Annotated in this window: 21 protein-coding genes and 1 pseudogene; 11 read left to right on the plus strand and 11 right to left on the minus strand. The window is 71.8% G+C overall.

Annotated elements, in window-relative coordinates:
* Positions 1 to 79: 79 nt before the first annotated feature.
* From AC08OJ_RS11740 to AC08OJ_RS11760, 5 genes are read right to left on the minus strand one after another with little or no spacing between them, the layout of a single operon-like run.
* Positions 80 to 664, minus strand: coding sequence for a YbaK/EbsC family protein (locus AC08OJ_RS11740; RefSeq protein ID WP_476595735.1), 585 nt, complete (start codon positions 662 to 664; stop codon positions 80 to 82).
* Positions 661 to 954 (minus strand): AzlD domain-containing protein, encoded by a 294-nt coding sequence (locus tag AC08OJ_RS11745; protein WP_476592843.1) that lies wholly within the window; start codon positions 952 to 954, stop codon positions 661 to 663. The genes AC08OJ_RS11740 and AC08OJ_RS11745 overlap by 4 nt, the downstream gene beginning before the upstream one ends.
* Positions 909 to 1,379: a hypothetical protein gene (locus AC08OJ_RS11750; protein ID WP_476595736.1), complete on the minus strand. Its 471-nt coding sequence runs from the start codon at positions 1,377 to 1,379 to the stop codon at positions 909 to 911. The genes AC08OJ_RS11745 and AC08OJ_RS11750 overlap by 46 nt, the downstream gene beginning before the upstream one ends.
* Entirely contained in the window at positions 1,360 to 1,836 is a 477-nt protein-coding gene (locus AC08OJ_RS11755) for an AzlC family ABC transporter permease (protein ID WP_476595743.1), read from the minus strand. The genes AC08OJ_RS11750 and AC08OJ_RS11755 overlap by 20 nt, the downstream gene beginning before the upstream one ends.
* 25 nt (positions 1,837 to 1,861) lie before the next feature.
* The gene (locus AC08OJ_RS11760) at positions 1,862 to 2,020 is read right to left on the minus strand and encodes a hypothetical protein (protein WP_462189186.1); all 159 of its coding nucleotides are present in this window, start codon (positions 2,018 to 2,020) and stop codon (positions 1,862 to 1,864) included.
* 63 nt (positions 2,021 to 2,083) lie between these two features.
* Here AC08OJ_RS11760 and AC08OJ_RS11765 point away from each other — a divergent pair, with 63 nt between their 5' ends.
* Together AC08OJ_RS11765 and AC08OJ_RS11770 are read left to right on the plus strand one after the other, a co-directional pair.
* Positions 2,084 to 2,515 (plus strand): hypothetical protein, encoded by a 432-nt coding sequence (locus AC08OJ_RS11765; RefSeq protein WP_476595737.1) that lies wholly within the window; start codon positions 2,084 to 2,086, stop codon positions 2,513 to 2,515.
* Positions 2,488 to 2,718 carry a hypothetical protein gene (locus AC08OJ_RS11770; protein ID WP_476595738.1) on the plus strand — a complete coding sequence of 77 codons (231 nt, stop codon included), beginning with the start codon at positions 2,488 to 2,490 and terminating at the stop codon, positions 2,716 to 2,718. Before AC08OJ_RS11765 ends, AC08OJ_RS11770 begins: the two co-directional genes overlap by 28 nt.
* A gap of 80 nt (positions 2,719 to 2,798) precedes the next feature.
* Here the strand turns inward: AC08OJ_RS11770 and AC08OJ_RS11775 are convergent, their stop codons facing one another.
* The 6 genes from AC08OJ_RS11775 to AC08OJ_RS11800 all read right to left on the minus strand — a co-directional run bounded on the left by AC08OJ_RS11775 (position 2,799) and on the right by AC08OJ_RS11800 (position 8,821).
* Positions 2,799 to 3,830, minus strand: a complete 1,032-nt coding sequence (locus tag AC08OJ_RS11775) for a COX15/CtaA family protein (protein ID WP_476592847.1) — start codon at positions 3,828 to 3,830, stop codon at positions 2,799 to 2,801.
* 112 nt (positions 3,831 to 3,942) lie between these two features.
* A complete protein-coding gene (locus tag AC08OJ_RS11780; RefSeq protein ID WP_462186234.1) occupies positions 3,943 to 4,728 on the minus strand; it encodes an ABC transporter permease in 786 nt (261 codons plus the stop codon).
* Positions 4,725 to 5,846, minus strand: a complete 1,122-nt coding sequence (locus AC08OJ_RS11785) for an ABC transporter ATP-binding protein (protein ID WP_476595739.1) — start codon at positions 5,844 to 5,846, stop codon at positions 4,725 to 4,727. The genes AC08OJ_RS11780 and AC08OJ_RS11785 overlap by 4 nt, the downstream gene beginning before the upstream one ends.
* A 111-nt stretch (positions 5,847 to 5,957) precedes the next feature.
* Complete coding sequence (locus AC08OJ_RS11790; RefSeq protein ID WP_476592856.1) at positions 5,958 to 6,497, minus strand: helix-turn-helix domain-containing protein; 540 nt, start codon at positions 6,495 to 6,497, stop codon at positions 5,958 to 5,960.
* A gap of 240 nt (positions 6,498 to 6,737) precedes the next feature.
* Complete coding sequence (glpK, locus tag AC08OJ_RS11795) at positions 6,738 to 8,270, minus strand: glycerol kinase GlpK (protein WP_476595740.1); 1,533 nt, start codon at positions 8,268 to 8,270, stop codon at positions 6,738 to 6,740.
* Positions 8,271 to 8,434: 164 nt separating this feature from the next.
* Positions 8,435 to 8,821 (minus strand): hypothetical protein, encoded by a 387-nt coding sequence (locus AC08OJ_RS11800; RefSeq protein WP_476592851.1) that lies wholly within the window; start codon positions 8,819 to 8,821, stop codon positions 8,435 to 8,437.
* A 455-nt stretch (positions 8,822 to 9,276) separates the two neighbouring features.
* Between AC08OJ_RS11800 and AC08OJ_RS11805 the strand changes: the two genes are divergently transcribed.
* From AC08OJ_RS11805 to AC08OJ_RS11845, 9 genes and pseudogenes are all read left to right on the plus strand, one after another.
* On the plus strand, positions 9,277 to 10,158 hold the full coding sequence (locus AC08OJ_RS11805; protein ID WP_476592852.1) for a helix-turn-helix transcriptional regulator: 882 nt from the start codon (positions 9,277 to 9,279) through the stop codon (positions 10,156 to 10,158).
* Entirely contained in the window at positions 10,155 to 11,567 is a 1,413-nt protein-coding gene (sufB, locus tag AC08OJ_RS11810; protein ID WP_462186239.1) for a Fe-S cluster assembly protein SufB, read from the plus strand. The genes AC08OJ_RS11805 and sufB overlap by 4 nt, the downstream gene beginning before the upstream one ends.
* Positions 11,567 to 12,778 (plus strand): Fe-S cluster assembly protein SufD, encoded by a 1,212-nt coding sequence (sufD, locus tag AC08OJ_RS11815; RefSeq protein ID WP_476595741.1) that lies wholly within the window; start codon positions 11,567 to 11,569, stop codon positions 12,776 to 12,778. The genes sufB and sufD overlap by 1 nt, the downstream gene beginning before the upstream one ends.
* Entirely contained in the window at positions 12,775 to 13,167 is a 393-nt protein-coding gene (locus AC08OJ_RS11820) for a non-heme iron oxygenase ferredoxin subunit (RefSeq protein WP_462186241.1), read from the plus strand. Before sufD ends, AC08OJ_RS11820 begins: the two co-directional genes overlap by 4 nt.
* Positions 13,168 to 13,175: 8 nt before the next feature.
* The gene (gene sufC, locus AC08OJ_RS11825) at positions 13,176 to 13,970 is read left to right on the plus strand and encodes a Fe-S cluster assembly ATPase SufC (protein ID WP_476595742.1); all 795 of its coding nucleotides are present in this window, start codon (positions 13,176 to 13,178) and stop codon (positions 13,968 to 13,970) included.
* Positions 13,967 to 15,295 (plus strand): cysteine desulfurase, encoded by a 1,329-nt coding sequence (locus tag AC08OJ_RS11830; RefSeq protein ID WP_462186243.1) that lies wholly within the window; start codon positions 13,967 to 13,969, stop codon positions 15,293 to 15,295. Before sufC ends, AC08OJ_RS11830 begins: the two co-directional genes overlap by 4 nt.
* Positions 15,292 to 15,816 carry a Fe-S cluster assembly sulfur transfer protein SufU gene (sufU, locus tag AC08OJ_RS11835; protein ID WP_462186244.1) on the plus strand — a complete coding sequence of 175 codons (525 nt, stop codon included), beginning with the start codon at positions 15,292 to 15,294 and terminating at the stop codon, positions 15,814 to 15,816. The genes AC08OJ_RS11830 and sufU overlap by 4 nt, the downstream gene beginning before the upstream one ends.
* Positions 15,813 to 16,262, plus strand: coding sequence for a metal-sulfur cluster assembly factor (locus AC08OJ_RS11840; protein WP_476592855.1), 450 nt, complete (start codon positions 15,813 to 15,815; stop codon positions 16,260 to 16,262). The genes sufU and AC08OJ_RS11840 overlap by 4 nt, the downstream gene beginning before the upstream one ends.
* Positions 16,263 to 16,552: 290 nt before the next feature.
* Positions 16,553 to 16,794 (plus strand): annotated as a pseudogene (locus AC08OJ_RS11845) (sugar phosphate nucleotidyltransferase); the annotation flags it as partial.
* Positions 16,795 to 16,877: the final 83 nt, after the last annotated feature.

The following is a 16,877-nucleotide window of genomic DNA, read 5'->3' on the forward strand; positions in this document are numbered from 1 at the left end:
AACCCGCCCCGTCCCGCCCGGTGACACCGGGATCAGGACGGGGCACTGTTTTTCCGGCGGGCCGCAGGCGTGCGGGCGGCTACGTTCCGAGGCCGTCGAGCACCCGGGCTCCGGGCAGCGCGGCCAGGACCCTGCCGGGCAGCCACAGCTTGGAGATGCGCACCCCGGAGCCGACCACGACGCGCGGGTGCTCGGCCACTGCCCGGTCGATCAGGATCGGCCATTCCGCGGGAAGCCCGACCGGGGTGATGCCCCCATACTCCATGCCGGTTTCGGTGACGGCCGTGTCCATCGGCACGAACGAGACCTTGCGGGCGTCCAGATGCCGCCGGACCAGGCCGTTGACGTCAGCCCGGGAGACGGCGAACACAACGCAGGCCGCGAGCATGGTGACACCGCCCCGCCGGCCCGCGACGACCACGCAGTTCGCCGTCTCGGCCGGGTCCACCCCATAGTGCACGCAGAAGGCCGCGGTGTCGGACAGCTCGGGATCGATCTCGGCGACCTCGATCTCGTCCCCTCGCCCGGCCTGCGACCAGGTGTCGAGTAGCGCGGCGGTCGGCGCGGCGAGCAGGTCGGGACGGGCCAGCGCCAACGCCGGCGCCAGCAGAAGATCGGTACGCAGATGTCCGCTGCTCCCACCCGTTTCCCGACCAACCATCATGCCAGACCCAGCCGTCGACCCAGAACAATCAGCGCGACACCGACGACCATCGACGCCAACAAATTACGGGTGCGGTACGCGACGCCGGCGGTGGCCGCGCCCGCCCAGCCCTCCGCGATCACCGCCGGCACCACCACGGCCACCAGGACCGTCCCGGGCAGCGCCCCGATCGCGCGAGCCCACGGGCCCTCGCTCGGCAGCCAGTCGGCCGCCAGCAGGCCGCCGACTCGAAGCGAGTAGGTGATCATCGCCATGCCGGCGACGGCGAGGACGGCCTCAGCGCTCCACATTCGTTTCCTCCGGGCCGATTGCCATGCGAGTTGACCGCCAGCGGACCAACTGCCCGTGGACCGACTGCCTTCGGGCCGATTGCCTGCACAGGTGCCGCCACGCCGGGCGCCGTCCCGGGTGACTCACCGGGCGCGTCCCCCTCTGATACCACCTGCGGGTCCGGTTCGGGGCCGCGCCGGGCGGCGGCGGCCGCGCCGACAAGGGCGCCGATCCTGATGTACCAGGTGCCGCCGAGCAGCCGCCAGCTCACGACCGCGGCCACCCCGGCCGCAAGCCACGGCACGACATCCGCGCGCCCCCGCCAGAAGCCGCGCGTCAACGCGATGAAGGCCGTGGTGAACGCGAAGTCGAGGCCGAAGCGCTCCGGTGCCGGAATCCGCCCGCCGAGCAGGTACCCGGCGCCGCTACCGACCAGCCAGAACACCAGGATCGCCAGGCCGCCGCCCAGCAGGAAACCCGGCGGCGCCGCCCGCCCCCGCCGGCGGCCCCTCGGCCAGCGTGACGGCCCAGTTCTCGTCCGCGACGAGGTGGATCCCCAGCAGCTTCTGCCACAGTGGCCGCCCGACGAACACTTCGCGCAGCGACGCGCACAGCAGGATGTAGCGCAGATTGATGATCAAGGTGCTCGCCAGGATCGCCGCCAGCGGTACAGGTATTCCCCACAACCCAACGACGACGATCTGCGCGGATCCCGCGAGGACGACCGCGTCCATGATCAGCAACTGCACCAGCGTGATGTCCCGGGTCGGGGCGACCACGCCCATCGCGAGGCCATACGCCGCCACGCCCATCGCCAGGGGAATCGTCGCGCGAAACCCCGCGGCGATCTCCCGCATCGGGAAGGCGGCCTCCTGACTCACCCCGGGCGGCGACGATCTCATGGCCACCGTGTCGAGCCTGCAGCTGTCACGCCTTCTCCCGGAGCGCTCGTCGACAGGCGGCGGCGACCTCGGCCACCAGCGCGTCGCCAGAGCTGACGGCGATGTCGTGGCCGCCGGGCACCAGAGTCACGCTGAACCCGACCGAGGTGAGCTGCTCCCACGCGCGAATGCTGGCGGCCGGCACGGACGTGTCGCCGGCACCACTGATCGCATCGATATAAACGCTCAGTAGCGTACCACTGTCAGTATGTCGGTAACTGGCGGCCGGTTCACCCATCCGCGCGTGCCGGCCCGGGGGAAGACCCGCCGGCCCCGGGAGAAGGTCCAGGCCGAGATCGACACGATCTGCGCGGACCCGTGGGTGCGACGCGTCGTGACCACGAAGCTGACCGGGGACACCCCGGCCGCGCACCGGCTGACCTGGACGGTTGACCCGCAGGCCCGGGCCGCCCTCGAGGAGGAGATCTTCGGGAAGCGGGTCCTGGTCACCGATCGTGACGCCTGGCCGGTCAGCGACGTGGTCGCGGCCTATCGGTCGCAGTCGGACGCCGAGTTCGCGTTCCGCCAGATGAAGGATCCGCATGTCGTCTCGTTCAGCCCGATGCACCACTGGACACGGATCACACGATCCGTGTCCACATGTTTACCTGCGTGCTCGCGTTGCAGGTCGCGCACCTGATGCGCCGTCACGCCGCGCGGGCCGGGCAGGAACACTCGGTGCGCGTCCTGCTCGACCTGCTCGCCGGGATCGAGGAGACGGCGATGATCTACCCCTCGACCGGGGGCCGTCCGAAGGCGCGCCGTATGCTCACCGAGACCACTCCCACCCAGGACCGACTCGCCGAGATCTTCGGCCTCGCGAGGTGGGCGCCCCGGACTTAGGTCATACAGTTCCGGAAGATCGACATCGGTCATGAGCTGCGAATAATCCAGACAAGATCAAACTAGGGGCGAAACTTCCGCTAGGAGCCGACGCCGGCGCTGGTGGGGGCGGTGGTCCCGACCGGCCCGGCGGGCGCGGGGACCTCGGCGCCGGCCGCCGCGAGCGTGGGCGCCGCGCCCGGTGCCGGCCGGGGGTGCCGGGAGCTCAGGGCGAGCCAGAGCCGCAGCGCGGCGACCCACATCACGGTCGCCCCGGTCATGTGCAGGGCGACGAGGAGGGCGGGAACGCCGAGGAAGTACTGGGTGAATCCGATCGCGGCCTGCGCGAGGACGGTTCCGACCAGGGCGAGGGAGGTCCTCCTGGCCTCGTCGGGAGCCTCGGCGACCCGCACCGCGAACGCCATGGCCGCGACGAGCCCGACCAGCAGCATCGCGCCGTCGGCGTGCAGCTGGGAGACGTTGACGAGGTCGAACCCGAAGCGGGCCGGATGATCGCTGTCACCGCTGTGCGGCCCGGCGCCGGTCACGACCGTGCCGAGGACGAGCACCCCCGCCGAGACGACCACCAGCAGGCGCGCCAGCCACCGCAGCGCGGGACCGACCCCCGGGGTGGTCGCCGCACCCGCGTCCTGGCGGGCCCGGTGGTCCAGCAGGACCGCGTTCCACAGCAGGACCATGGAGAGCAGGAAATGGGCGGCGACGGTCGCCGGGTGCAGCTTCGTCAGGACGGTGATCCCGCCGAGCACGGCCTGTCCGAGGAAACCCACCCAGAGGCCGAAGGACAGCAGCCGAAGATCGCGCCGCCGTCCGCCGCGCAGGCGGAGCGCGACCAGCGGGGTGATCAGCGCCACGAGGCCGACCACCAGGCCGACGACCCGGTTGCCGAACTCGATCGCTCCGTGCGGGGCGTATTCCGAGTGCGGCACGAACGAGCCGTCCCCGCACTGCGGCCAGGTCGGGCAGCCGAGACCGGAGCCGGTCAGGCGGACCACGCCGCCACTCACCACGATCAGTGACAGCAGGACCACGTTGAGCGTGGTGAGGAGCCGGAAGGCGCGAAGGCTGATCAGCGGCAAACTCCGACGCTCTGTAGAAGCTGGCACGACTGCCATGGTAACGCCCTGTCCGGCGCGGGCCGCTCGGATCCTTCTCCGCTGGTCGGATGGTGCCTGCCTGCCTGCCGGCCGGATGGTGCCCGGTGACCGGACGGTCCCGGTGTCGGCTCTACTCCCAGCGGAAGGTGCGGGCGGCGAGCGCCAGACTCGCCACCGCCCAGGCCGCGAGCACGATCAGGGTACGCGCCCCCGGACCGTCGCCCTCGGCGAGGACGGCCCGCAGCCCGTCCGACAGCGCCGCGGTCGGCAGCACCTCGGCGACCGCCCGCAGCCAGCCGGGAAGCTTCGACAGCGGGAACACCACCCCGCCGATCAGCAGCAGCACCAGGTAGACGCCGTTGGCGGCGGCGAGCGTCGCCTCGGCCCGCAGGGCTCCGGCCATCAGCAGGCCGAGCCCCGAGAACGCGGCCGTGCCCAGGACGAGCAGCGCCAGCACCGCCGGAACCCCGACCGGCCCGCCGGTCGGGTCCCAGCCCAGCGCGAACCCGACCGCCACCAGGAGCACCAGCTGGATGACCTCGACGGCGAGCACCGCCAACGTCTTGCCGGCGAGTAGGACCGCGCGGGGCAGCGGGGTCGCCCCGAGGCGTTTGAGTACGCCGTAGGAGCGTTCGAAGCCCGTCGCGATCGCCTGCCCGGTGAAGGCGGTCGACATCACGGCCAGCGCGAGCACCCCGGGGACGAGGAAGTCCACCGGCCGCTCGGTGGAGCTCGGCAGCACGTCGACGGCGATGAAGAAGGCCAGCAGACCGACCGGGATGATCAGGGTGAGCAGGACGGACTCGCCGCGCCGTAGGGTGAGTACCAGCTCGAGTCTGGTCTGTGCCGCCAGCATCCGGGCCCGCGACGCGGGCGCCGGAGCCGGGCGCAGATCGAGCAGCGGGACGCCGGTCATGAGCGCAGCTCCGATCCGGTCAGTTCCACGAAGACGTCCTCCAGCGTGCGTTGTTCGACCCGGAGATCCTCTGCCAGGATGCCGTTACCCGCGCACCAGGCGGTCACCGCAGCGAGCAGTTGCGGGTCCACCGTGCCCTGCAACAGGTAGTGCCCAGCCGGGCCCTCCTGCGCGGTGGTGCCGTCGGGCAGCGCGAGCAGCAGCCGGCCGAGATCCAGCCCGGCGGGGGCCCGGAAGCGCAGCTGCCCCTCGGCGCCGCCCCGGGTGAGCTCCGTGGGGGAGCCGACCGCCACCACCCTGCCGTGGTCGACGATGATCACCTGATCGGCGAGCCGTTCGGCCTCGTCCATGGCGTGGGTGGTCAGCACGACGGTGACCCCGGCCGTGCGCAGCTCCTCGACGAGCTCCCAGGTGTCCCGCCGGCCCTGGACGTCCAACCCGGCCGTCGGCTCGTCGAGGAAGACCAGCTCCGGGCGGCCGACCACGGCCATCGCCAGCGACAGCCGCTGCTGCTGGCCGCCGGAGAGCCGGCGGAACGGGGTACCGGCGGACCCGGTCAGCCCGAGCCGCTCCAACAGCGCCGCGGGATCCAGCGGGTGGCGGTAGTGCGAGGCGACGAGGCGCAGCATCTCGCCGGCGCGGGCGCCGGGATACATCCCCCCGGACTGCAGCATCACCCCGACCCGGGGGCGCAGGGCAACGGCGTCCGCCCAGGGGTCGAGCCCGAGGACCCGCACCTCGCCCGCGTCGGCGCGGCGGAATCCCTCGCAGATCTCCACGGTGGTCGTCTTGCCGGCGCCGTTCGGCCCGAGCAGCGCCGTGACTGTGCCGGTCGGGATGGTCAGCGACAGGCCGTCCACGGCGCGTATCCGACCATCGGGCGTCGTCGGCGGTCGAGCGGCGTCGCCGGAAGGCGCCGGCGGCACCGCCGGCGCTGGGGGCGCCTGGCGCACGGGGGGCGTAGGGGACGTGGAGAACGCCGCGGGACCGCGCCCGGCCCGACCGGTGTGGGTCCGCCGCCCGGACTTGTGAGGACGACGACCGGAACGCGGGGAAGCGGACCGCGAGGAATACGTCTTCACGAGGTCCGTGACACTGACTGCCAGGATCTCGGCCACCTTGCGATCCTACGGACATCGCGGGTCGGGCGGAGGGCCGGTCCGCCCCCGGCACGAGGCTTCGGCCGGGTGGAACGGGCACCACCGGGCGGCCGCGACCCAGCCCCGTTGCTAGCCCCGTTGCTGCGGCGGGCGGACGGGCAGTGCCCGGCGGCGCCCGCCGACCGCCACCGGCTCGCCCGGCTCCACCAACGCCCCCCAGGCGCCCAGCCGCTCGTACAGCATCGCCGGCGTGGTGCTGTAGAGCCGGGACAACGACTGCAGGTCGGAGCGACGCAGCCGCAGGACGTCGCGTGAACTGTCCGACCGCAGGACCTGCACGATGGCGATCCAGCGCCGCAGCGGTCCGGTGCGGGTCGGGGGCAGCTTGCGCAGCCGGCGCAGGTCGATGACCAGCGGCGGCAGATGGTCGGTCTCGCGGCGATCGGCGGCCGGCGGTACCAGCAGCGTCGCGGGAACGTCGTACAGCTCGGCGAGCTCGACCAGTCGATGCACGCGCAGGGTCCGAGAGCCTCGCTCGTAGGCGCCCAGGGTCCCGGCAGTCCACCGGCCATGCGTGCACTCCTGGACGTCCAGCAGCGACAAGCCACGCCGGTTGCGCGCCGCGCGAAGCCGGCGGCCGAGCTCCAGGGCGTAGTCCGCCTCGGTCACGGTCTCCGTCCGGGTCAAGGTCGACAGGAGACGCCAACCGCCCCCTGTGACAGATTGTCAGGCCTCGGTCCGTCTGGCAGCCGGTTCGACCAAGAAGCCGCGAGGGAACGTGGCCCTGGCGTGGTCCCGCGGTCGCGGGGCGCAATCCGGGAATCGCGACAGTGTTTTTCCGGCCGCGCCAGCCCCGTCAGCCCGGTCGGCCGGTCAGTCCCGTCGGCCCGGTCAGTCCCGTCGGCCCGGTCAGTCCCAGTCGGCGTCGTCGGCGTCCTTGGCCCAGTCCCGGGCCCGGTCCACGGCGCGCAGCCATCGCCGGTAGGACCGGTCCCGCTCGGCCCGGGACAGCCTCGGCCGATACCGCTCGGCGCTCCGCCGATGCCCGGCGAGCTCCTCGCGGTCGGCGAAGAACCCGGTCGCGAGCCCCGCGAGGTAGGCCGAACCGAGCGCGGTCGTCTCGATGTTGTCCGGGACGTCGAGCTCGACGCCGAGCAGGTCGGCCTGGAACTGCATGAGCCAGTGGTTGCGGGCGGCCCCGCCGTCGGCCCGCAGCTCGCGTACCGGGAAGCCCGCGGCACCCATCGCCTCGACGACGTCCCGGGTGCGGTAGGCGATGCCCTCGAGCACCGCGCGGACGACGTGCGCCCGGGTGGTCCCCCGGGTGATCCCGAGCAGTGCGCCGCGGGCGCAGGGATCCCAGTGAGGGGCGCCGAGGCCGGCGAGCGCCGGGACGAAGTAGACGCCGTCGTTGCCGGTCAGGGAGGCGGCCAGGTCGGCGGTCTCGGCGGCATCCCGGATGATCCCCAGGGAGTCCCGCAGCCAGTCGACGGCGGCACCGGTGGACAGGACCGCCCCCTCCAGCGCGTACCGCACCGGTTCGCCGTCGAGCTGGAACGCCGCGGTCCGCAGCAGCGTCGACTGCGGCGCCGGCAGGGCCGAGCCGGTGTTCACCAGCACGAAGGAACCGGTGCCGTAGGTGTTCTTGGCCTGGCCGGGTTCGAAGCAGCCCTGGGCGAACAGAGCGGCCTGCTGGTCGCCGATCACGGCCGCCACCGGGATCCGCACGCCGAGGAAGGCGTCCGGATCGGTCTCGGCGTAGACCCGCGAGCTCGGCGCGACAGCGGGCAGCACCTCGGCGGGAACGCCCAGCAGATCGAGCATCTCCGGGGACCAGCTCGCGGCGGCGAGGTCGAGCAGCAGGGTGCGGGAGGCGTTCGTGACGTCGGTGACGTGCGCGGTCCCGGCGGTCAGCTTCCAGACCAGCCAGGAATCGACGGTGCCGAAGGCGATCTCCCCCCGGCCGGCGCGCCGGCGCAGCCCGGGGTCGTCGTCTAGGATCCAGCCGATCTTGGTACCGGAGAAGTAGGGGTCGAGCACCAGCCCGGTGCGTTCCCCCACCGCACCCGCGTGCCCCTCGGCGGTGAGGCGTTCGCAGACCGCGGCCGTCCGCCGGTCCTGCCACCCGATGGCCGGGTGGACCGGGGCGGAGGTCCGCCGGTCCCACAGCACGGTGGTCTCGCGCTGGTTGGTGATGCCGAGGGCGGCGAGCTCCCCGGCCCGGCGACCGCAGCCGGCCAGCGCCGCGGCGACGGTGTCGACGACGCTGCGCCAGAGCTCGTCCGGATCCTGCTCGACCCAGCCCGGCCGGGGGAACCGGGGCCGGATCCCGGTGTAGCCGCGGCCGACGACCACCCCGTCCCGGTTGAGCAGGCAGACCGTGGTCCCGGTGGTCCCCTGGTCGACCGCCGCCACCAGGGATCCGCGTGCCGGCACGCTCATCTCGTTCCTCCCGCCCACGGGCCGCTGACGCATGGCAAGGGACGCATGGCAAGGGACGCATGGTAGGGGAGCGGTGCACGGTGAGGAGAAGGATGCGGGGAAGGAAGGATAGATAGATAGATAGGGGAGAGGTGAGGCGGGCCCGGCGTGCCGGGAACGGCGGCTCAGCCGAGGTTGGACAGGTCGACGACGCAGCTGGTCAGTGACGCGGCGAGCCGGTCGAGGGTGAAGTAGCTGTACTTCGCGGCGTCGGCGGGGGCCAGGCGGACCCAGCGGTCGGCGAGGAGGCTTCCGGCCGCGGCGTCACCGATCCCCTCGTAGTAGGCGCGGCCGCGGTGGATGTAGGTGTCGTCTTTGATCTTGATGATCTGGGTCCGCTGACCGTACTCGTCGATGGTGCCACGGGTGACCGTGCCGGACATCACCAGGTCGTAACGGGCGGGGGCGTCCGAGCGCGGGTCGGCCTCGGTGCCGACGACGTGGACGCCGGTCGCGGCGCGCAACGCCTGCAGGGTGCGCGTGCCGACCTCGCCGGCCGGCAGCTTCTCCAACCCGTTGCTCTTTCTCCCCGTCGCCGCTACAGGCCGCCGAGGCCGCGAGCAGGAGAGTCAGCCCGAGGGAGAGCAGCGCCCGCCGGACTCCGCCGCGCCACAGTTGTGACCGCATCCGCCCGTCGCCTCCCGCCTGAGATCGTCTCCGGGTCGGTGGTGGCCGGGCGCGGCCGCGTGCCGCGACCGCCGGCCCGCTGGTGTGCCGACCCGGGGTGCCGACCCGGGGTGCCGACCCGGGGTGCGCGCCCGGGTGGGCGCGCAGGTACGGCAGTGGGCGCAAGTCTGGCATTCCGCCGCCCGTGGTCGCCGGTCGGGTACGGCCCGTGGGTATCCGTTGTGTGATCACGTCCGGCGAGTGTGATCTGCGTCATTGCTGTGACGAAGATTGCCTCGTTGGGCTGTCGTTCCGGCGACCCCGGTTCGACCGCGTCCGGGAAATAGGGCACACTGGTGTTGTGAAATACGACCACGACGGGGCGAGCGGGACGGCGGACGGCCGTACCCGCGACCGGGTCGTGCGTCTGCTCCTGGAGGGCGGCTCGGCCACGGCGGCCGAGCTGTCCCGTCAGCTCGGGGTCTCCCCGGCGGCTATCCGCAGGCATCTCGATGCCATGGTCGCGGATGGCATCATCACGCCCACGGAGAGCCGGTCCCGGGGGCCGCGTGGCCGGGGACGCCCGGCCCGGCGTTACGCGCTCACCGAGGCCGGCCATCATGCCGGTCCCAGCGCCTACTCCGATCTCGCGGCCGGTGCGCTGCGCTTCCTGGCCGAGGTGGGTGGCGCGAGCGCGGTCACTCAGTTCGCCGACACCCGCGCCGTCGACCTGGAGCGGCGGGTGCGCGAGGCGGTCGTGGCGGCGGAGCCGGCGGATCGTCCGGCGGTGCTCGCCGAGGCGATGACCGCCGCCGGGTACACCGCGAGCGTCTCCGCGCTGCCCACCGGTCTGCAGATCTGCCAGCACCACTGCCCGGTCCAGTTCGTCGCGGAGCGTTTCCCGGCGTTGTGCGACGCCGAGACCGCGGTGCTGGCCCGCGTGCTCGACACCCACGTGCAGCGCCTGGCGACGATCGCGCACGGCGACGGCGTCTGCACGACTCACATCCCCGCGGGTCAGATCCCCGCGAACCACCCCGCCGTGAGCCACCCCGCCGCGGGCACGGCGCCCGGCACGGCTTCGCGTGCTCGGTCCGACCGGACCGGGCCCGACCAGACCGGGCCCGGGAAGGACGGCTCCGCTCGGGTGCTGCCCGATTCCGCCGTGGCCGGATCCGGCCCGGCCCGGCCCGCGTCCCTGGCCTGTCCACCATTCTCGTCTTCGGAGGGTTCCGCCCTATGACCACCTCTGCCGAGACCGCCCTGGAAGGCCTTGGTTCCTATCGGTTCGGATGGGCTGACACCGACGCCTACGCCGCCGACGTGGAACGCGGCCTGTCCGAGGCGGTTGTCCGCGGCATCTCGGCCAAGAAGTCCGAGCCGTCGTGGATGACCGACCTGCGCCTCAAGGGGCTGCGGCTGTTCGAGCGCAAGCCCATGCCGACCTGGGGTGCCGACCTGTCGGGCATCGACTTCGACAACATCAAGTACTTCGTCCGCTCCACCGAGAAGCAGGCCGAGGAGTGGGAGGACCTGCCCGAGGACATCCGGGCGACCTACGACCGCCTCGGCATCCCCGAGGCGGAGAAGCAGCGCCTCATCGCCGGGGTCGCCGCACAGTACGAGTCCGAGGTCGTTTACCACAAGATCCGGGAGGACCTCGAGGAGCAGGGTGTCATCTTCCTGGACACCGACTCCGGGCTGCGTGAGCACCCGGAGCTGTTCCAGGAGTACTTCGGCTCGGTGATCCCGGTCGGGGACAACAAGTTCGCCGCGCTGAACACGGCGGTGTGGTCGGGCGGATCCTTCATCTACGTGCCGCCGGGCGTGCAGGTCGAGATCCCGCTGCAGGCCTACTTCCGGATCAACACCGAGAACATGGGCCAGTTCGAGCGGACGCTGATCATCGTCGACGAGGGCGCCTACGTGCACTACGTCGAGGGCTGCACGGCGCCGGTCTACTCGTCGGACTCGTTGCACTCGGCGGTCGTCGAGATCGTCGTGAAGAAGAACGCGCGCTGCCGGTACACGACCATCCAGAACTGGTCGAACAACGTCTACAACCTGGTCACCAAGCGCGCCGCCTGCCACGAGGGCGGCACCATGGAGTGGATCGATGGCAACATCGGTTCCAAGGTGACGATGAAGTACCCGGCCGTGTGGCTGCTTGGCGAGCACGCCAAGGGCGAGGTGCTCTCCATCGCCTTCGCCGGTGCCGGTCAGCACCAGGACGCGGGCGCGAAGATGGTGCACGCCGCGCCCCGCACCTCCTCGACGATCGTCTCCAAGTCGGTGGCCCGCGGCGGCGGGCGGACGTCCTACCGCGGGCTCGTCCAGATCAACGAGGGCTCGTCGGCCTCCCGGTCGACGGTCAAGTGCGACGCGTTGCTCGTCGACACGGTGAGCCGCTCGGACACCTACCCCTACGTCGACGTGCGAGAGGACGACGCCTCCATCGGGCACGAGGCGAGCGTCTCCAAGGTCGGCGAGGACCAGCTGTTCTACCTGATGAGCCGGGGCCTGTCCGAGGAAGAGGCGATGGCGATGGTCGTGCGCGGCTTCGTCGAGCCGATCGCCCGGGAGTTGCCCATGGAGTATGCCCTCGAGCTCAACCGCCTCATCGAGCTGCAGATGGAAGGTGCGGTCGGCTGATGGTCGTCATCGACGCCACCGGTCGGCCCCCGGCCGCCTCCGGTGCCGTACCCCGTCCCGTACGGTCCCGTAACCCGCTCGACCACGCTGTGCCCACCGGACGCGAGGAGGCGTGGCGGTTCACCCCGCTGCGCCGGCTGCGCGGACTGCCGACCGGCCCCGAGGCCGACGGCAAGGTCTCCGTGTCGGTCACGGCGCCCGCGGGGGTCGAGGTGGAGCAGCTCGCCGTCGGCGACGCCCGGATCGGCCGGGTGCTGACCCCGGCCGACCGGGTGGCTGCCTTCGCCCTGACCCGGTCGGCGGGCGCGCTCGCCGTCACCGTCCCGGCCGAGGCCGCGCTCACCGAGCCGGTGGTCGTGCACCTGCACGGTGAGAGCCCTAGGTCCCCGGCCGGGTTCGTCGCGACGAGCGGCGACGGCGGGCGGCGCGGCTCCCCGGGCGGGGTGGCCTACGGTCACGTCCTCGTCGAGGTGGGCCCGTTCGCGTCGGCCACCGTGGTGCTCGACCATACCGGCAGCGCCACCTACGCCGGCAACGTCGAGGTGTACGTGGGGCACGGCGCCTCGCTCACCTTCATCATCCTGCAGGACTGGGACGACGACGCCGTGCACCTCGGCGCGCACGCCTACTCGCTGGGGCGCGACGCCCGGCTGCGCTCGTTCACCATCACCCTCGGCGGTGACCTGGTGCGCCTCAACCCGACCGTGGACTACCGCGGGCCCGGCGGCGACGCCGAGCTCTACGGCGTGTTCTTCACCGACGCCGGCCAGCACCAGGAGCACCGGCTGCTCGTCACGCACGAGCCGCGTTCCTGCCGCAGCCGGGTCACCTACAAGGGCGCGCTGCGCGGGGACGCCGCCCGCGCGGTGTGGATCGGCGACGTCCTCATCGGCGCCGACGCCGTGGGCACGGACACCTACGAGCTCAACCGCAATCTCGTGCTCACCGACGGCGCGCGGGCCGACTCGGTCCCGAACCTGGAGATCCTCACCGGTGAGGTCGCCGGTGCCGGTCACGCCAGCGCCACCGGCCGGTTCGATGACGAGGCGCTGTTCTACCTGCAGTCGCGGGGGATCTCGCCCGAGGAGGCCCGCCGGCTCGTGGTGCACGGCTTCTTCGCCGAGATCATCGACCGGATCGACGTGCCGGAGCTGCGGGAGCGCATCATGACCAAGGTCGCCGGCGAGCTGTCGGCGGAGGTGGGCGGATGACGACCGCGACCGGCGGTTCTGCCGCGGGCGGCTCCTCGGTCGCCCCGCGGTGGCACCGGGTGTGTGCCGCCGCGGACCTCGCCGAGGGCAGCGCGATCGGCACCGAGATCGAGGGTGTGCCGGTGTGCGTGGTGCGGTCGGGCGGGGCGGTCTACGCCGTGCGCGACGAGTGCTCGCACGCCGACGTGATGCTCTCCCAGGGCGAAGCCGAGGACGGCAAGATCGAGTGCTGGCTGCACGGGTCCCAGTTCGACCTGGCCAGCGGCGTCCCGCTGAGCCTGCCGGCGATTGAGCCGGTGCCCACGTACGCAGTGACCGTCGACGGCGACGACGTGCTCGTCGACGTTACCCATCCAAACGTTACACATTCGAACCCGGAACGAGGGTGACGGCAGCGGTGTCCACACTGGAGATCCGCAATCTGCATGTCTCGGTGGAGACGGACGGCGAGGGCACGCGCGAGATCCTGCGCGGGGTGGATCTGACCGTCCGCAAGGGCGAGACGCACGCGATCATGGGGCCGAACGGGTCGGGCAAGTCGACGCTGTCCTATGCGATCGCGGGCCATCCCAAGTACACGGTCACCGAGGGCAGCATCACGCTCGACGGCGAGGACGTCCTCGCGATGAGCGTCGACGCCCGGGCCCGGGCCGGGATCTTCCTGGCGATGCAGTACCCGGTGGAGATCCCCGGGGTCTCGGTGTCGAACTTCCTGCGCTCCTCGGTCACGGCCGTGCGCGGCGAGGCGCCGAAGCTGCGGACCTGGGTCAAGGAGGTCAAGACCTCCATGGCTGCGCTCGAGATGGACCCGGCGTTCGCCGAGCGCAACGTCAACGAGGGCTTCTCCGGCGGCGAGAAGAAGCGTCACGAGATCCTGCAGATGGCGTTGCTCAAGCCGAGGATCGCCGTGCTGGACGAGACCGACTCCGGCCTCGACGTCGACGCGCTGCGCATCGTCTCCGGAGGCATCGAGTCGGTGCGGGCCCAGGGGGAGACGGGCATCCTGCTCATCACCCACTACACCCGAATCCTGCGCTACATCCGTCCCGAGTTCGTCCACGTCATGGCGGCGGGGCGGATCGTCGACGAGGGCGGCCCGGAACTGGCCGCCGTGCTGGAGGAGTCCGGCTACGACCGCTACGCCAAGGGTGGCGGCGCGGCCACGCCGACCGGCGCGGGAGCGGTGTCATGACGCTGACCGACGCGGCCGTGCGCCTGGGGCCCGGACCCCGGCTCGTTGGCGGGTTCGACGTCGAGCAGGTCCGCCGGGACTTCCCCGCCCTGGCCCGCACGGTGCACGACGACCGGCCGCTGGTCTACCTCGACAGCGCCGCCACCTCGCAGAAGCCGTTGGCGGTGCTCGACGCCGAGCGGACCTACTACGAGCTGCACAACGCCAACGTGCACCGCGGCCTCCACGTGCTGGCCGAGGAGGCCACCGGGCTGTACGAGGCCTCCCGGGACAAGGTCGCCGCCTTCATCGGGGCGGGCGACCGCCGGGAGGTGGTGTTCACCAAGAACTCCTCGGAGGCGCTGAACCTCGTCGCCTACGCGATGAGCAACGCCGGGGCCGCCGGCGCCGAGGCGGAGCGGTTCCGGGTCGGCCCGGGTGATGAGATCGTCGTCACCGAGATGGAGCATCACTCCAACCTCGTGCCGTGGCAGATGCTGGCCCGGCGCACCGGGGCGACGCTGCGCTGGATCGGGCTGACCGACGACGGCCGGCTTGACCTGAGCAACCTCGATTCGATCATCACCGAGCGGGCGAAGGTCGTCGCCTTCGTCCACCAGTCGAACATTCTCGGCACGATCAACCCGGTCGCGCAGGTGGTGGCGCGGGCCCGCGAGGTCGGCGCGCTGACCGTGCTGGACGGCTCCCAGTCGGTGCCGCACAACCCGGTCGACGTCACCGATCTCGGGGTGGACTTCCTGGCCTTCACCGGGCACAAGATGTGCGCGCCCACCGGGGTCGGGGTGCTCTGGGGGCGCTACGAGCTGCTCGAGGTCATGCCGCCCTTCCTCGGCGGCGGCGAGATGATCGAACTTGTCACCATGGAGGGCTCGACCTACGCGGCGCCGCCGCACCGGTTCGAGGCCGGCACCCCGATGATCGCCCAGGTGGTCGGGCTCGGCGCGGCCGTCGACTACCTGACCGCGCTCGGCATGCCGGCCGTCGCCGAGCACGAGCACGCGGTGACGGCCTACGCGCTGGACGCCTTCGCCGAGGTGCCGGGGTTGCGGATCATCGGTCCGCCGACGGCGGACGCCCGCGGCGGGGCGATCTCCTTCGTGCTGCACGAGGACGACGGCCGGCCGATCCATCCCCACGACGTCGGACAGATCCTCGACGAGCGCGGCATCGCCGTGCGGGTCGGGCACCACTGCGCCCGGCCGGTCTGCCTGCGGTTCGGGGTACCTGCGACGACCCGCGCGTCGTTCCACCTTTACACGACGACCGGTGAGGTCGATGCCCTGGTGGAAGGACTGCACGGGGTCCGGAGGTTCTTTCTGAGGTGAAACTCGACTCCATGTACCAGGAGATCATCCTGGACCACTACCGCAACCCGCTCCACCGGGGGCTGCGGGATCCCTTCGACGCCGAGGTGCACCACGTCAACCCGACCTGCGGCGACGAGGTGACCCTGCGGGTGAAGGTCTCGGACGGGGTCGTCGAGGATGTCTCCTACGAGAGCGAGGGCTGTTCGATCAGTCAGGCGTCGGCGAGCGTCATGAGTGATCTCGTGATCGGCAAGCCGGTCGACGCGGCGCTGAAGCTCGAACGCGAGTTCCTGGCGCTGATGCAGTCGCGGGGCACCGTCGAGGGTGACGAGGACGTGCTGGAGGACGCCGTGGCGTTCGCCGGCGTCTCCAAGTACCCCGCCCGGGTGAAATGTGCCCTGCTGTCCTGGATGGCCTGGAAGGACGCGACCGCCAAGGCGATGGATCCGAGCGTCGCCGGTGCCGGTGCCGCCGCATCCACCTCTGTCGCGTTCCCCCGCGTCGCCCCCCTCGACGTACCCGAGCAGGAGAAGCCATGAGCGAGACGGTGACCGAGACGCGCTCGACCGAGACGGGAGAAACCGCCGAGGCGGCGGACCAGCCCGCCGGGGTCCCGAAGCCGCTGCTGGACCCGGACCCGACGGGACCGGGCGCCCCGCCGGAGCTCGCCAGCTTCGAGGACATCGAGGAGGCGATGCGCGACGTCGTCGACCCCGAGCTCGGCATCAACGTCGTCGACCTCGGCCTCGTCTACGGCATCCACGTCGCCGACGACAACACCGTCACCCTCGACATGACGCTGACCTCGGCGGCCTGCCCGCTCACCGACGTCATCGAGGACCAGACCCGCTTCGCCCTGGTCGATGGCCCGGACGGGCTGGCCGCGGATGTGACCATCAACTGGGTCTGGATGCCGCCGTGGGGACCGGACAAGATCACCGACGACGGTCGCGAGCAGCTGCGCGCGCTCGGCTTCAACGTCTGACGGCCGCCGGCCGCCGGCTGCCGGGGCCGCCGGCTGCCGGGCCGCCCGCCCTCGGGCTGCCGTCCGCCCTCGACCCACCGGATGAACAACCGGTGGGGTTCACGCAACATACGGCTGGCTACCCAGCAACCACCGCTCACTCCGCCCGTGTCCGCCCGCCAGGCTTGTAGGGTCGGAACCAGGCGATCGGCGTCGTCATCGGCCCATTTCGGCGGGGCTTCCCGCATCGTGACGTGGTGTCCGGCCCCGCCGGTCGTTCGGAGATCGAGCCGGAAGACGGGAGCCTGTCTGTGCCGAGCCCGCTGGTCCTCGGTCTGGTGCTGGCCGGGGGTGCCGGACGGCGGCTGGCGCCGCTGACCGCGGACCGGGCGAAGCCCGCCGTCCCCTTCGGTGGGCTGTACCGCCTGATTGACTTCGTGCTGTCCAACCTGGTGAACGCGGACTACCTGCGCATCGCGTCCTGACCCAGTACAAGAGCCACAGCCTCGACCGGCACATCACGACGACGTGGCGGATGAGCAACCTGCTCGGCCTCGTTCTGTCTTCCGCACATGGGGTTTCGATGCGTTGACCGGCCTGGTTTCTGATCAAGGTGGTCGGGTCGGATCGACGCCG

Source organism: Frankia sp. CgKIO3 (assembly GCF_977946435.1).